This is a genomic window from Chitinophaga sp. (genome assembly GCF_039596455.1).
Taxonomy (GTDB): domain Bacteria; phylum Bacteroidota; class Bacteroidia; order Chitinophagales; family Chitinophagaceae; genus Chitinophaga.
The window spans coordinates 181,955-195,576 of sequence record NZ_JBCNJR010000008.1 but is presented as its reverse complement, the minus strand read 5'-3'; the positions used below and the strand labels follow the sequence as shown (position 1 = coordinate 195,576).

Sequence of the window (13,622 nt, the reverse complement as noted above, 5' to 3'; positions counted from 1 at the left end):
AAAAGAATGTGCAAAGTTATGACATAAAAGCGAGCTTTAGGGATATGGCCCCCTTACGGTGCATAACTTGCCATATTAGACTTATTCACATTTGATATTTTGGAAATTCTGGGCCGGTATTCGAACATTTCCCCTTGAAAAACCGTTTTACTGTTATTCAATCAAAATCAGCAAGGCCCGATTCTTCGAAAAACGCAACTTGTAACAATTTGTTAATTTGAAGTTAAAATTCGAATAGCTTATTTCTTCATCTTTGCAGTATCATCAAATATGTTGTTATGGGATTTAAAAAGTTACTCACTACATTCCTATGTATGCTGGGGGTCAGTGGCGTGTTTGCACAGGTGACCACCAGCGGTATTACCGGGAACATCAAAGATAAGGACGGTCAGCCGCTGATTGGCGCAACCGTTAAAGCTACCCACCAGCCTTCCGGCACCGTTTACGGAACGGTTACCCAGCCGTCCGGCAACTTCAACATCCAGGGCATGCGCGTAGGCGGCCCCTATAAAGTGGAAATCTCGTTTATTGGCTATGAGCCGAAGGTACTGGAAGGCATCACCCTGCTCCTGGGCGAGTCTTACGTGGTGAACGAAAGACTGGGCACGAGTGACCGCCAGCTCAGCGAGGTGGTCATTGCCGGTATAAAAAGCCCTATCCTGAATAACGAACGCACCGGCGCCTCCACCAACGTCAACGCCCGGCAGCTGAATTCGCTGCCTACCGTTAGCCGCAGCCTCACCGACTTTACCCGCCTCACCCCGCAGGCAAACGGCAATAGCTTTGCCGGCCGCGACAACCGCTTCAACAGCGTGAAGATTGACGGTGCGGTGCTCAACAACGGGTTCGGTACAGACAACAGCCTGCTCCCCGGCGGGAGCGCGCAGCCTATTTCTCTTGATGCCATAGAGGAAGTACAGGTAAACGTTGCCCCCTTTGACGTTCGGCAGACCGGCTTCACCGGCGCCGGCATCAATGCCGTAACCCGCAGCGGTACCAACGAATTCACCGGTTCTGTGTACGGCCTGTACCGCAACGAGAATTTCAACGGCACCAAAGTAAATGAACGTAAGCTGCCTGCGGCGGCCAAATCGTCCAACCGCGTGATCGGCGGCCGCATCGGCGGGCCCATCATCAAGAACAAACTGTTCTTCTTCGCCAACTACGAATACGAAAAGTATATGTTCCCGGGCAATACCTGGGTAGCTTCCCGCCCCGGCCTCACCGGCGCCAACGTGGCCCGCACCACCGCGGAAGACCTCGAAGCGGTAAAGAATCTGCTCATCACCAAATACGGATATGACCCGGGCGCATATGAGAATTATGCCAACGAGAATACGAACAAGAACCAGAAGTTCCTGATACGTCTCGACTGGAACATCAACGACAAAAACAAGTTCACCGTACGTTACAACCAGGTGAACGGTACGGAAGACCAGCTGACCAATGCGAACTCCGGGCCCAACCCGCGCGCCAGCTCCAACCGTATCAGCCGGAACTCCATTGCTTTCGAGAACGCATTGTACCAGGAAGAAAACAACATCCGGTCATTGACGGCAGAGCTGAACAGCACTTTTTCACCCAGCCTGTCCAACCAGTTCCTGGCTACCTACAGCTACATCCAGAAGAAACGTAAAACCCCGGGAGACATCTTCCCGTTCGTAGACATCCGCGACGGTACTCCCCAGGCAGACAACTACATGAGCTTTGGTACCGAGCTCTTTTCCTACGGTAACGAGGTGGTGAACAATAACTTCTCCTTTATTGATAACCTTACCTACATCACGGGCAAACATACCCTTACCGGCGGCATCAGCTTCGAGACCATGAGCTATGGCAACAGCTACCTGCGTATGGGCACCTCCTATTACCGTTATAATTCCGTAGCAGACTTCCTGGCGGATGCCCAGCCTATCGCATTCGGCATCACCTATCCTTATACCGGCGCAGACCCGATGGCAAAGGTGAAGTTTGCACTGGGCGGCATTTACGCACAGGACAAAATATCTATTACAGACCGTTTCAATGTAACAGTGGGCCTCCGTGTAGACCTGCCGCTGTTCTTGAACGACGCCCTGCATAACCCCACCGTAGATACGTTGCAGTTATTAGGCAAAAACGGCGGGCCGGCTAACTTTTCTACCGACAAATGGCCGAAATCCAAACCCCTGTTCTCTCCCCGTGTTGGTTTTAACTACGACGTTTTTGGCGACCGTTCCCTGCAGCTGCGCGGCGGTACCGGTATCTTTACCGGCGTGATCCCGTTTGTATGGTTTACCAACATGCCCACCAACTCCGGCGTAATACAGAATACCCTGGAACCGGTGAGCGCGTCCGTACTGGCCCAGATCACCAGCTTCAACAAAGACCCTTATTATTGGGTGAACCGGCTGGACGCGTTCCCCAAATCACCTTCCAGCACAGCGCCCGGTACCGTTGCGCTGATAGACCCTGATTTCAAGATGCCCCAGGTTTGGCGCAGCAACATCGGGGCTGATTACAGGATTCCCGGTACACCGTTGATCGCTACACTGGACGCTATCTACAGCAAAGACATCAATGCCGTGTACCAGTATAACGCCAACAGAAGAGCCGCTCCAGGTAAAATGACCTACTCCGGTGACAACCGCGATTTTTGGGCCGCCTCGGCAAACGCTACCTACAACCGCGCTACCGGCGCCATTGTACCGGTGTTAAGCAATACCAGCAAGGGCTACTCTGCCGCAGTGAGCTTCGGTCTCACGCTGCCGTACAGGAAGGGCCTGTCTGCCGGCGTGAATTATACCTTTACCTCCGCCAAAGACATCACCGGCAACCCCGGCTCTGCCGCCAACTCTGCCTGGTCTAATAACTACTCTGTGAACGACCCGAACGAGCAACTGCTGGGCTACTCCCAGTTTGCTGCGCCGCACCGCGTTTCCGGTAATGTTTCTTACCGCATTGAGTACGCCAAACACCTGGCCACCACGGTATCCCTGTTTTATGAGGGCACCAACTACCTCTCCAGCATCGGTACCAACCGCGGCCGGTTTGCTTACACCTACAACGGAGACATCAACCGTGACGGTGTATCGCTCGACCTGATGTATATTCCCAACAGCGGTGCAGAACTGAACTTCGCGCCGCTGACCATCAGGAACTCCAGCAATGAAGTGGTTTTCACCGCCTCTCCGGAAGAGCAACGCGCCGCCTATGATGCTTTTGTAGAAAACAACAAAGTGCTCCGCGAAGCAAAAGGCGGTTACGTAAAACGCAACAACGGCCTCGCTCCCTGGCTCAACCGCTTTGACCTGCGGGTTCTCCAGGACGTGTTCACCAACATCGGCACCCGCAAGCACTCGCTGCAGATCAGCCTGGATATCATGAACGTAGGCAACCTGATCAATTCCAAATGGGGTGTAGCCAAAGAGCTGAACAACAACTCTTCTTACAACTACACGCTGTTGAACGTAGCCAGTGTTACGCCTGCCGGTGTGCCTACCTTTAATATGATAGCAGTGCAGGACGCCAGTGGCAAGTATTACATGCCTGACTCTCCGTTCCGTGACTGGTTTGATGTGAGAAATACCTGGAATATGCAGTTAGGGCTGCGTTACAGCTTCTAATAACCAGCTTTGTCATACAACAGGAAGGCCATTTCCCGATGGAAATGGCCTTCCTGTTGTATGTTGAACATGATTTATGCCTTCACCACCCAGTCCAGGAACTCCGGCATCACGCCGGCCCAGGTGGCCACATCGTGGCGGCCGCCTTTTACAAGGGTATAATGGATGTGTTTGCCTTTTTCATAGCCTTTTTCTTCCAGCAGCGTCATCAGCTCCTCGGTATCGTCTACCGCGTCTATCACCCCGTTCACGTTCCTGTCTTCCTTTTCATCTTCCGTACCCGCCTCAAAAAAGAAACGCAGGTCTGGATGAAAGCGCCCTTCTTTCACCTGCCGGTGCATGATGCGGCGCTGTTGCGGTACGTCGTTAGCGGAGCGCCACCAGAGGGAACCGGAGAATACGCCGGCCTTGTGGAACTGTTGCGGGTGGTTCCACACAATATCCAGCGCGGAAAGCCCGCCCATGGAGAAACCGGCAAAGGTTTTGTCGGGGAACTGCTGGTGGTAACGGCTTTCCAGGAAAGGCAGCAGCTCCCGCAGAATGAAGCGGGTGTACAGGCCGGCCTTGCAGCCGCGGCCCTGGTAGTCCATATGCCTGGCGGTACCATACTCCTGCAGGCGCTGCGGGCCGGCATGAATGGCCGCTACCCACAGGGAAGGATGGCTGGTGTTGTGCAAATGCTCCAGCATGGCGGGGAAGCCCATGCTGTCAAGGTCCTGCCCGTCATTCAGCAGCAGCAGGTGCGGCGTATCCCGCGTATTGGCCGGCAGGTACACGTCAAACGTCACTTCCCTTTGCAGGAAAAGCGAGTACTGTCCATAAGATTCTTTTCTGGGAAGCATAAGCAGACGGGTTATATCTAAAGTTAAAAAATTAGCGCCAGAGTTGCCGTGAATAATTGTTAAATTACGAAGATGAAAATGATGCAGACGCTTTTGATGATGTTACTGCTGGCGGGGCCCGCCATAGCGCAGGAGCCCGCAACCTACACGAGGAAATACAACGGTAAAACAGGCCTCATGTCCCTGAACGGTTCCCTGAAAGCCGGCGCGCCGGATGCCGGCAAAACCTTTTTGCTGATCACCGGCATCACCTTCTTGGAATGTGACGGCAAGGGCCTGCCGAAAAAGGGTTTCCGCGAAACCCTGCAGACCATAGACGATGCCACCACCCGCCAGCTGCAGCTGCTGGGCATAGCCGTAAAGGCGGCGGGTTTTACGTATAACTGCAATCAAAGGAGCTACTATTACCTGAGTGATACGGCGGATGTGCGTACCGTGCTGGAAACCTTTTACCGGCAAAACTTCCCGCAGTACGCCTGGCAGGTACATATGCGGCCGGATGCGGAATGGGACGTGTACCAGCGGTACCTCTACCCGGCAATGACGGGCAACGCGCCCCTGCCGCCCCTGGAGTAGATCGCCTTCACCGTACCGGCACCTGTAGATTGCCGGAGGATGAAGGCGGTAACCGGGCACAACGGGAAAGCTCCCGATAACAAGCACCTGCGAGCTGCGGAGGATGAAGGCGGTAACCGGGCACAACAGGAAAGCTCCCGATAGCAAGCACCTACGAGCTGCCGGAAAAAAAGAGGCCGGCAGGAGCAACCGGGCACAGTACTCCCTTTACCTTTTTGAGAACCCGCTTTTTTTCGTGAAATTCGTAACACATCCTGAAACCTGGAAAGCATTCACCAAAAAACCTGTCCTTTGACTGAAAACTACTATAAATGGCATTCCCCGCGCATAGGCCGCGAATTCGAAATGCTGGTGTTCGGCGAGGGCGGCTTTCCGCTCATCCTGTTCCCCACTTCCATGGGCCGGTATTACGAAAGTAAAGACCGCGGCCTCATTGAGGCGGCAGGCTGGTTCGTGCGCAACGGGCTCGTAAAGGTCTACTGTCCTGACGGCCTGGACATTCTCACCTGGTACAACAAGAACGCCCATCCCGCTGAAAGGGCCTACAATCATACTTTATACGATGAGCTGATCAAGGAGGAAGTGCTGCCCCGCGCTGTAGCGGAAACGGGTTACCAGCGGGTGGCCGTGGCGGGCTGCAGCTTCGGGGGCTACCATGCCGCCAACTTCGCCTTCCGCCACCCGGAGCTGGTGTCTTACCTCTTTTCCATGAGCGGCCTGTTCGATATCCGCTCCCGTACAGACGGGCATTATGACGATAACGTGTATTTCAACAACCCGATGGATTATATGCCTGACAACGCCCACCCGGACCTCTGGCGCATGGGTATTGTGCTGGGCGCAGCAGAAACAGACGTGAGCCGGGGCCAGAACGAACAGTTTTCCGGCATCCTCCAGCAGAAAAGCATACAGCACTGGCTGGACGTAAGGCCCAACTCGGTGCATGACTGGCCCGTGTGGCGGGAAATGCTGCCGCATTATTTGTCATTGCTGAAGCCGTAATACTGACTAAACGCATTCCTTTTCACCTTCAACCATTCAGGCGGATGAAAAAGATCGGAATTTTGTTCGGACAGGAAAACACCTTCCCACAGGCCTTTACAGACCGCGTGAACCGCCTTTGCGGCCCCGGCCTCTGCGCGGAGTTTGTGATGATAGACCAGGCCCTGCAAGGCCAGCCGGGAGAATACGCCGTGATCGTAGACCGCATCTCGCACGATGTGCCTTTCTACCGCGCCTGGCTCAAAAACGCCGCCCTCACGGGCACCGCCGTGATCAACAACCCCTTCTGGTGGAGCGCTGATGAAAAATTCTTCAACAACGCCCTGGCCCTCAGCCTTGATATACCGGTACCTAAAACCGCATTGCTGCCCAGCTTTGAGCTGCCGCCGGATACCAGCGGCCGCTCCTTCCGCAACCTGCGCTACCCCATGAACTGGGATGCCATTTTTGCCTTCACCGGCTTCCCCGCCTATATGAAACCTTACGCCGGCGGCGGCTGGAAAGACGTGTACCGCGTAACGGACAAAGAAGACTTTTTTGCCAAACACGCCCAAACCGGCCAGGAAACCATGATGCTGCAGGAAGAGATATTGTTTGAAGAGTATTACCGCTGCTACTGCATTGGCGGGCAACACCTGCACATCATGCCCTACGAGCCGCGCAACCCGCCGGCCGAGCGGTACAAGGCAGACTTCCGCCCCGGCCCGGCGCTGCAGGCGGCCATGGAACATTCCATCCTTACCCTCAACCGCGCGCTGGGGTATGATTTTAATACCGTAGAGCTGGCCGTGCGCAACGGCATCCCCTATGCCATAGACTTCTGCAACCCCGCGCCGGATGCAGACGCCGCCTCCGTGGGCGAAGAAAATTTTGAGTGGGTGGTAGATACCCTGGCCCGCTACGCCATAGAACGCGCGCAGGCGCAGCGTTTTGGCCGGGATAACCTTACCTGGGGCGCCTTTGTCAGCAAAGGCGCAAAGCGGCGGCGCGCTTCCTCGCCACGCAAATAGGCAGCGCAAGCATACCCTACCTTCAGATCAAAATAAATGCGAACTTCACAGTTCAAAACAGGAAAAACACAGGCCCTTCATAAACGATCTTGCATGAATTTTTCAGCGTTTACCCTTGGAATTGAAGAAGAATATATGGTGCTGGACCCCCAGACCCGCGAGCTGCGCTCCCATGAGCAGAAAATTGTAGAGCAGGCGCAGAAGGTGATCAAAGACAAAGTAAAGGCCGAAATGCACCAGGCCGTAGTGGAAGTAGGCACCCAGATCTGCGCCAACATAGAAGAAGCGCAGGCAGACGTGCTGCTGCTGCGCAAAACCATCACCCAGATAGCCGGGGACCTGGGTTTCAGTATAGGCGCCGCCGGCACCCACCCCTTCTCCAAATGGGAGAAGCAACTGATCACAGACCACCCGCGCTACTTTGAGCTGGTCAACGAAATGCAGGACGCCGCCCGCTCCAACCTCATCTTCGGGCTGCATGTGCATGTAGGCATGGAAAACCGCGAAATGGCCCTCCACATTGCCAACAGCGTGCGGTACTTCCTCCCCCACATCTTTGCCCTCAGCACCAATTCCCCCTTCTGGGAAGGCCGCAATACGGGCTTCAAATCTTTCCGCACCAAGGTGTTCGACAAATTTCCCCGTACCGGCATACCGGATTATTTTGCCAGCATAGAGGAATATGACAACTACATCAAGCTGCTGGTCAAAACCAATTGTATAGACAATGCCAAAAAAGTGTGGTGGGACCTCCGGGTGCATCCCTTCTTTGACACCGTAGAGTTCCGTATTTGCGACGTGCCTCTCACCGTGCAGGAAACCATCACCCTGGCCGCCCTGTTCCAGGCCGTATGCGCTAAAATATACAAGCTGCGCATGCAGAACCTCAACTTCATTATCTATAACCGCGCGCTGGTGAACGAAAACAAATGGCGCGCCTCCCGCTACGGCATAGACGGCAACCTGATAGATTTCGGGAAAGAAATGGAAGTGAATACCCGCGCCCTTGTTTACGAGCTGCTGGACTTTGTAGACGATGTGCTGGACGACCTGGGCTCCCGTTCCGCAGCGGTAGACGGCACCCAGCGCATACTGGCCGAAGGCACCGGTGCAGACAAGCAGCTGAAGGTGTTTGAAGACACGGCAGACCTCGTTTCCGTAACTGATTTCATACAATCCCGGTTTCTGGCGTAATTTTGCAGTATGAAGGTAGCCGTATTAGACCTCTACGAAGGCGTGCAGAATGAAGGGATGCGCTGTATCCGCGAATTGCTGATACAATTTGCCGAAGCGGAGCAGATACCCCTGCAGCTGAATGAATTTGACGTACGCCGGCTGCAGAAGGTGCCAGACCTGTCTTACGACGTATACATCTCCTCCGGCGGCCCCGGCAGCCCGGTAGACAGTGCGGGCAGCGCCTGGGAAGCGGCTTATTTCCAATGGCTGAACAGCGTGCTGGCCTGGAACGAAGCGCCCGGCAAACGCAAGAAATATGTGTTCCTCATCTGCCACTCTTTCCAGGTAGTATGCCGCTACTTTGAGCTGGCGCAGGTATGCCGCCGCAAATCCGCCGCCTTTGGCGTGTTTCCCGTACATAAAACAACCGCCGGCATGGAAGAGCCGCTCTTCAATGGCCTGCCTGACCCGTTCTATATTGTAGACAGCCGTAACTGGCAGGTGGTCCAGCCCGATGAGGCCAAGCTGGCCGCTATGGGCGCCAGCATACTGGCCATAGAAAAGGAACGGCCGCATGTACCGCTGGAGCGCGCCACCATGGCCATCCGCTTCAATGAGTATATGATAGGCACCCAGTTTCACCCGGAAGCAGACCCGGCCGGCATGCGCAAACACCTGCTGCTGCCCGCCAGGAAACAACGGGTTATTGCAGACCATGGCGCTGAAAAATACAACAGCATGCTGGAGCTGCTGATGGAAGCAGACAAGATACCGCTGACCCACAACACGCTGCTGCCCAACTTCCTGCAAGATGCGTTGCAGCACCAGCGGGAATATCAGTACACCTAACTTTGATCTATGATCCCCTCCATACGCCAGGCATATAACAAACAGTTTTCCACCGCACGGTATAAAGCCCTGCTGCAGGGCCTTGCCGGTGAAACCGGTATTACGCCTGACTTCAGGGTGGCGGAAACGCCCGTATTTGTGCCCGCGGCCCTGCACCAGCAGCTGCTGGACGCCGGCAACGCCATCAACGCCATTATTGCCCGGCCTGATTTCAAGGAACTAACGGAAGCGGCTATCCCTAAACATCAGCTGGTACCGCGCGAAGATGCGCATCCCGGCTTCATCATCATAGACTTTGCCGTTACCCGCAACGAAAACGGCGAGCTGGCGCCCCGGCTCATTGAGCTGCAGGGCTTTCCCAGCCTCTTCGGCTTCCAGGAGCTGCTGGCCCGCCACTACCGCCGGTATATGGAAGTGCCGCCGGGCATGAACAACTTCGGCAGCGGCCTGGACACGCACAGCTACACGGCGCTGCTGCAACGCACCATCCTGGCCGGCCACGACCCCGCGTCTGTGATACTGCTGGAAGTGCTGCCGGAGCAGCAGAAAACCCTCATAGACTTTGTATGCACGGAAAAAATGCTGGGCATTCCCACCGTTTGCGTGTCTGAGCTGGTGCAGGAAGGCAAAAAGCTCTTCTACCGCCGCAATGGCAAGCTGCTGCCCGTACACCGCATCTACAACCGCGTAATTGCGGAAGAGATAGAGCAGCACCGCGCCCTGCTGGGAGATACCGTTAACTTTCAGCATGAGCTGGACGTGGAATGGGCCACACATCCCAACTGGTACTACCGCGTCAGCAAGTTCCTGCTGCCGCACATTCAGGGGCCCTTTGCCCCCAAAGCCTGGTTCCTGCATGAAATTCCCGTGCTGCCGCAAGACCTGCACAACTATGTGCTGAAACCCCTGTTCTCCTTTGCGGGCCAGGGCGTGATCATAGACCCCACGCCGGAAGATGCCGACCGTATTACCGACCCTGAAAACTGGATACTGCAGCAGAAAGTGGAATACGCCCCCGTGATAGAAACCCCTACCGGCCTGGCCAAATGTGAAATAAGGCTGATGTACTGCTGGCCGGACAACGCGCCCGCGCCCATACTGGCGCATAACCTGGCCCGGCTGAGCAAAGGAAAGATGATTGGCGTGAACTTCAACCGTGATATGGACTGGGTAGGCGGCAGCAGTTGCTTTTTTGAATAAACAACCGAAATATATGCAACGCTTAAACATCAGTTCCGGCGCCCCCTGGGAATCCAAAGTGGGCTATTCCAGGGCCGTGCGCACCGGCAATGTGGTAGAGGTTTCCGGCACCGTTTCGGTAGACGGGGAGAAAGTGATAGGCCAGGGTAACGCCTATGAACAAACGAAACATATCCTGGCCAAAATTGAGGCCGTACTGGTGAAGGCCGGCGCCTCCCTGCATGATGTGGTGCGCACCCGTATGTACGTGACCGATATTTCCCAATGGGAAGAAATAGGCCGCGCCCACGGCGAGTTCTTCCAGGCCATCCGCCCCGCCACCACCATGGTGGAAGTGAGCCGCCTCATTGACCCCAGGCTGCTCGTGGAAATTGAGGCTACCGCCGTGGTGCCGGCGCTCAAAGGTTGATGACAGGTATAAAAAATAGAATGCAGGGCCACGGCTCCGCCGCCTGGCGGCGCAGGGATTCCTGCAAAAGGCGCCGGATGCCGTCCGCGCATAAAAAAGCCGCCCCAAGCGGAGCGGCCTGTCAGTCTTTTATACGCCACGGTTTACTGGCCGAATTGCTGCTGCCAGCCCATCATACCGCCGGTAAGGTTCTTCACGTTCTGAAAACCGTAAGTTTCCAGCAGCATGGCGGCCTGGCCGCTGCGGTTACCGCTCTTGCAATACACGATCACCTCTTCATCTTTCAGGTGCTCAATGACGTCCGTCTGCATGGCGCGGATGTCTCCCAGCGGCAGCAAGGTGCCGCCAATGTTGAATTCGGCGTTTTCGTGCGGCTCCCGCACATCTACCAGGTGGAGGGTTTCGCCCTTGTCCAGGCGTTGCTTAACTTCTTCCGCAGTGATATTTTCCATGTTGCGAATATTTTTACAAAGTTAGTATTAATTATTCTGCCGGCGCAGGCTGCACATTAGGCGCCGCCGGCGGCAGCACGGCCGTGCTGTCTTTAACTGGTTTGGTGGCCGTCAGCCAGAGGTCTACGCTTTCCCCCGCACGTATCAGGTTCAGCTCTCCCAGCTCGTTGCGGCGGGCCGGCGTCTGTTTGAAAATAAAGGCGCCCAGGGTGTCTGTTACTCCCCCGTCTATCAACACCGTGCCCACGTTCAGGTTGCTGGCCGCCAGTATCTCACGCGCTTCAAAATAGGTAGCGCCAATAAGGTCTGGCACCGGGTTTTCCATGCTGCCCGTTCCGCTGCTCAATACCAGCGTGATGTTGCTGCCCTCCGGTATTTCCTTACCGGGTTTGATGGGCTTGCCGTTCAGCAATTGCTCCAGTACGGTATTGGTGGCAAAGTCTGGTTTGTAGATGGTATCCCCTATATTCAGCCGGCGCGCCCGCAGGGTCATTTCCGCGGAGCGGTAGGTCAGCCCCTCCAGGTCAGGCATGGGCACCATGGGCGGCACCACCTTGTTCACTGTGAGGTAGATAGTACGGTTCACTTTCACCACATCACCGCGCTCCGGGGTTTGTTCATATACCAGCAGGGCGGGCATGGTATCTATATAGATAGAGTCTCGCACCTCCACTTCAAAACCCAGTTTTTCCAGCGCCGTGGTGGCTTCCTTGATGGTTTTGCCCCTTACGTCGGGCACGGTTACCTCTTCTCCGTGGCGGGTGAGGAACCCTAACGAGCTGAAAAAGATGATAAATACGAGCACAACCGCCCCAAGGATCACCAGTATGTTAAACCCGAAGGAGCGTTTTGTGATGTTCTGAAATAATTTCATCTGTTAATATTTGACTTTCTTGCGGGCCAGATGGGGCATCGCATTTACATCGCCCTGGGCAGTATAGATCATGCCCGGTCTCATGTATGGTAATTCCTTTTAATTTTTGCTGAGGCATTCTTCAAGAAGCATGCCGTAAAACGCCTCCAGGGTTAAACCGGCCGCGCGCACCTGCTGGGGCACCAGGCTGTTCTCGCTCTGGCCCGGCATGGTGTTCACTTCCAGGAAGTACACCTGGCCCGTGCCTTCTTCCAGAATGAAGTCTGCCCGCACAATGCCCCTGCAGTTCAGCCGCACGTACAGCTCCTGCCCGGCGGCGCGTATCTGTGCCGCGGCGGCTTCGGGTATTTCAGCAGGCGTCACCTCATTGGTGATGCCGGGGGTATATTTGGCCTCATAGTCAAAAAACTCTTTGGTGCTGCGGATCTCCGTCAGCGGCAGCACGTTCAGCTTGCCTCCCGCGAAGAACATCCCGCAGGTCACTTCCGTGCCTTTGATGAACTCTTCTATCAATATCTGGCTATCTTCCTTAAACGCCTTCTCAATGGCCGGCTCCAGCTCTTCCGGCTTGTTCACCTTGCTCATGCCGATGCTGCTGCCCCCTTCCGCCGGTTTTACGAACACCGGCAGGCGCAGCTGCTGCAAGATGTCTTTGACATCGTACGGCTTCTCACGGAAAATATGCGCGGAACGGCTCACGTTCACCACGTTAAGAGCGGCCACCACCTTGTTGCAATAGCTTTTGTTGAAGGTGAGCGCGGAGGTGACCATGCCACAGCTGGTATAGGGAATGCCCAGCATTTCAAAGTAGCCCTGCAGGCGCCCGTCTTCTCCCGGCGTGCCGTGAATACCAATAAAAACGGCGTCGAACGTTACTTTATTACCGTCCAGGAGCAGGCTGAAGTCATTTTTGTCTACCTGGTGAACCCCGCCGTCAGGCGCGGTATACTGCCAGCTTTCCCTGGTAATGATGATCTTGTACACGTTGTACAGGGCCGCGTTGATGTTTTTTTCGATCACAGCGGCGCTTTGCACCGAGATCACGTACTCGCCGGAATAACCACCGGCTACGAGGGCTATGTTTTTCTTCATAAGGGTTTATAAAATGACCGGAAAAGTAAAAAATTAAAAAGGAAGAGCCAACAATTGCCGGCCCTTCCTTTTCACTTATAGCAATTTTTAACTTTTTATGAGGATTACAGGTGCAGCTTGGCTTTCTTCGCCATCAGCTCGTCTACCGTTTCCTGGTACATTTCGTCAGGCACGCAGCAATCTACCGGGCATACGGCCGCACATTGGGGTTCTTCATGGAAACCCTGGCATTCTGTGCATTTATTCGGTACAATATAATAAGTATCCACAGCTATTGGGGCGTTGCGCTGGTCTGCGTCCAGCTCAGTGCCGTCCATGAGGGTATAGGAGCCTTTTACGGTAGTGCCGTCAGCCATCGCCCACTCTACACCGCCTTCATAAATGGCATTGTTCGGGCATTCCGGTTCACACGCGCCGCAGTTAATACATTCGTCTGTTATCTTAATTGCCATGTTGTAAACTTTTTGTTTAGGATGTAAGCCATTAATTTTGCTTCAAAAATAGAATATCTTCAATTTAAATACTCAAATAATTT

General features: G+C 54.7%; 13 protein-coding genes. 8 read left to right on the top strand and 5 right to left on the bottom strand.

The window, feature by feature from the left end:
• Positions 1 to 314 precede the first annotated feature (314 nt).
• Positions 315 to 3,605: a TonB-dependent receptor gene (locus ABDW36_RS21715; protein WP_343704028.1), complete on the top strand. Its 3,291-nt coding sequence runs from the start codon at positions 315 to 317 to the stop codon at positions 3,603 to 3,605.
• A gap of 74 nt (positions 3,606 to 3,679) precedes the next feature.
• On the opposite strand, the gene ABDW36_RS21710 is transcribed toward ABDW36_RS21715, so the two are convergent.
• Positions 3,680 to 4,447, bottom strand: a complete 768-nt coding sequence (locus tag ABDW36_RS21710; RefSeq protein ID WP_343704027.1) for an alpha/beta hydrolase-fold protein — start codon at positions 4,445 to 4,447, stop codon at positions 3,680 to 3,682.
• Positions 4,448 to 4,519: 72 nt separating this feature from the next.
• On the opposite strand from ABDW36_RS21710, the gene ABDW36_RS21705 reads away from it, so the two are divergent.
• The 7 genes from ABDW36_RS21705 to ABDW36_RS21675 all read left to right on the top strand — a co-directional run bounded on the left by ABDW36_RS21705 (position 4,520) and on the right by ABDW36_RS21675 (position 10,669).
• Entirely contained in the window at positions 4,520 to 5,023 is a 504-nt protein-coding gene (locus tag ABDW36_RS21705; RefSeq protein ID WP_343704026.1) for a DUF695 domain-containing protein, read from the top strand.
• Positions 5,024 to 5,314: 291 nt separating this feature from the next.
• Complete coding sequence (locus tag ABDW36_RS21700; RefSeq protein ID WP_343704025.1) at positions 5,315 to 6,025, top strand: alpha/beta hydrolase-fold protein; 711 nt, start codon at positions 5,315 to 5,317, stop codon at positions 6,023 to 6,025.
• 44 nt (positions 6,026 to 6,069) lie between these two features.
• Positions 6,070 to 7,035, top strand: coding sequence for a hypothetical protein (locus ABDW36_RS21695; RefSeq protein WP_343704024.1), 966 nt, complete (start codon positions 6,070 to 6,072; stop codon positions 7,033 to 7,035).
• A 93-nt stretch (positions 7,036 to 7,128) separates the two neighbouring features.
• Positions 7,129 to 8,229: a carboxylate-amine ligase gene (locus ABDW36_RS21690; protein WP_343704023.1), complete on the top strand. Its 1,101-nt coding sequence runs from the start codon at positions 7,129 to 7,131 to the stop codon at positions 8,227 to 8,229.
• A gap of 9 nt (positions 8,230 to 8,238) precedes the next feature.
• The gene (locus tag ABDW36_RS21685; RefSeq protein WP_343704022.1) at positions 8,239 to 9,060 is read left to right on the top strand and encodes a GMP synthase; all 822 of its coding nucleotides are present in this window, start codon (positions 8,239 to 8,241) and stop codon (positions 9,058 to 9,060) included.
• A gap of 9 nt (positions 9,061 to 9,069) precedes the next feature.
• On the top strand, positions 9,070 to 10,260 hold the full coding sequence (locus ABDW36_RS21680) for a hypothetical protein (protein WP_343704021.1): 1,191 nt from the start codon (positions 9,070 to 9,072) through the stop codon (positions 10,258 to 10,260).
• Between the two features lie 13 nt (positions 10,261 to 10,273).
• Positions 10,274 to 10,669: a RidA family protein gene (locus ABDW36_RS21675; RefSeq protein WP_343704020.1), complete on the top strand. Its 396-nt coding sequence runs from the start codon at positions 10,274 to 10,276 to the stop codon at positions 10,667 to 10,669.
• A gap of 143 nt (positions 10,670 to 10,812) precedes the next feature.
• On the opposite strand, the gene ABDW36_RS21670 is transcribed toward ABDW36_RS21675, so the two are convergent.
• From ABDW36_RS21670 to ABDW36_RS21655, 4 genes are all read right to left on the bottom strand, one after another.
• Positions 10,813 to 11,121, bottom strand: coding sequence for a rhodanese-like domain-containing protein (locus tag ABDW36_RS21670; protein WP_343704019.1), 309 nt, complete (start codon positions 11,119 to 11,121; stop codon positions 10,813 to 10,815).
• A 31-nt stretch (positions 11,122 to 11,152) separates the two neighbouring features.
• On the bottom strand, positions 11,153 to 11,995 hold the full coding sequence (locus ABDW36_RS21665; RefSeq protein WP_343704018.1) for a PASTA domain-containing protein: 843 nt from the start codon (positions 11,993 to 11,995) through the stop codon (positions 11,153 to 11,155).
• A 99-nt stretch (positions 11,996 to 12,094) separates the two neighbouring features.
• Positions 12,095 to 13,087 carry a D-alanine--D-alanine ligase gene (locus tag ABDW36_RS21660; protein WP_343704017.1) on the bottom strand — a complete coding sequence of 331 codons (993 nt, stop codon included), beginning with the start codon at positions 13,085 to 13,087 and terminating at the stop codon, positions 12,095 to 12,097.
• A gap of 104 nt (positions 13,088 to 13,191) precedes the next feature.
• The gene (locus ABDW36_RS21655; RefSeq protein WP_343704016.1) at positions 13,192 to 13,539 is read right to left on the bottom strand and encodes a 4Fe-4S dicluster domain-containing protein; all 348 of its coding nucleotides are present in this window, start codon (positions 13,537 to 13,539) and stop codon (positions 13,192 to 13,194) included.
• Between the last annotated feature and the right edge of the window lie 83 nt (positions 13,540 to 13,622).

Excerpts from the sequence above, each read along its gene's own strand:
- ABDW36_RS21715 (WP_343704028.1), top strand. The coding sequence starts at position 315 with ATGCTGGGGGTCAGTGGCGTGTTTGCACAGGTGACCACCAGCGGTATT.
- ABDW36_RS21710 (WP_343704027.1), bottom strand. The coding sequence starts at position 4,447 with ATGCTTCCCAGAAAAGAATCTTATGGACAGTACTCGCTTTTCCTGCAA.
- ABDW36_RS21705 (WP_343704026.1), top strand. The coding sequence starts at position 4,520 with ATGAAAATGATGCAGACGCTTTTGATGATGTTACTGCTGGCGGGGCCC.
- ABDW36_RS21695 (WP_343704024.1), top strand. The coding sequence starts at position 6,070 with ATGAAAAAGATCGGAATTTTGTTCGGACAGGAAAACACCTTCCCACAG.
- ABDW36_RS21690 (WP_343704023.1), top strand. The coding sequence starts at position 7,129 with ATGAATTTTTCAGCGTTTACCCTTGGAATTGAAGAAGAATATATGGTG.
- ABDW36_RS21685 (WP_343704022.1), top strand. The coding sequence starts at position 8,239 with ATGAAGGTAGCCGTATTAGACCTCTACGAAGGCGTGCAGAATGAAGGG.
- ABDW36_RS21680 (WP_343704021.1), top strand. The coding sequence starts at position 9,070 with ATGATCCCCTCCATACGCCAGGCATATAACAAACAGTTTTCCACCGCA.
- ABDW36_RS21675 (WP_343704020.1), top strand. The coding sequence starts at position 10,274 with ATGCAACGCTTAAACATCAGTTCCGGCGCCCCCTGGGAATCCAAAGTG.
- ABDW36_RS21670 (WP_343704019.1), bottom strand. The coding sequence starts at position 11,121 with ATGGAAAATATCACTGCGGAAGAAGTTAAGCAACGCCTGGACAAGGGC.
- ABDW36_RS21665 (WP_343704018.1), bottom strand. The coding sequence starts at position 11,995 with ATGAAATTATTTCAGAACATCACAAAACGCTCCTTCGGGTTTAACATA.
- ABDW36_RS21660 (WP_343704017.1), bottom strand. The coding sequence starts at position 13,087 with ATGAAGAAAAACATAGCCCTCGTAGCCGGTGGTTATTCCGGCGAGTAC.
- ABDW36_RS21655 (WP_343704016.1), bottom strand. The coding sequence starts at position 13,539 with ATGGCAATTAAGATAACAGACGAATGTATTAACTGCGGCGCGTGTGAA.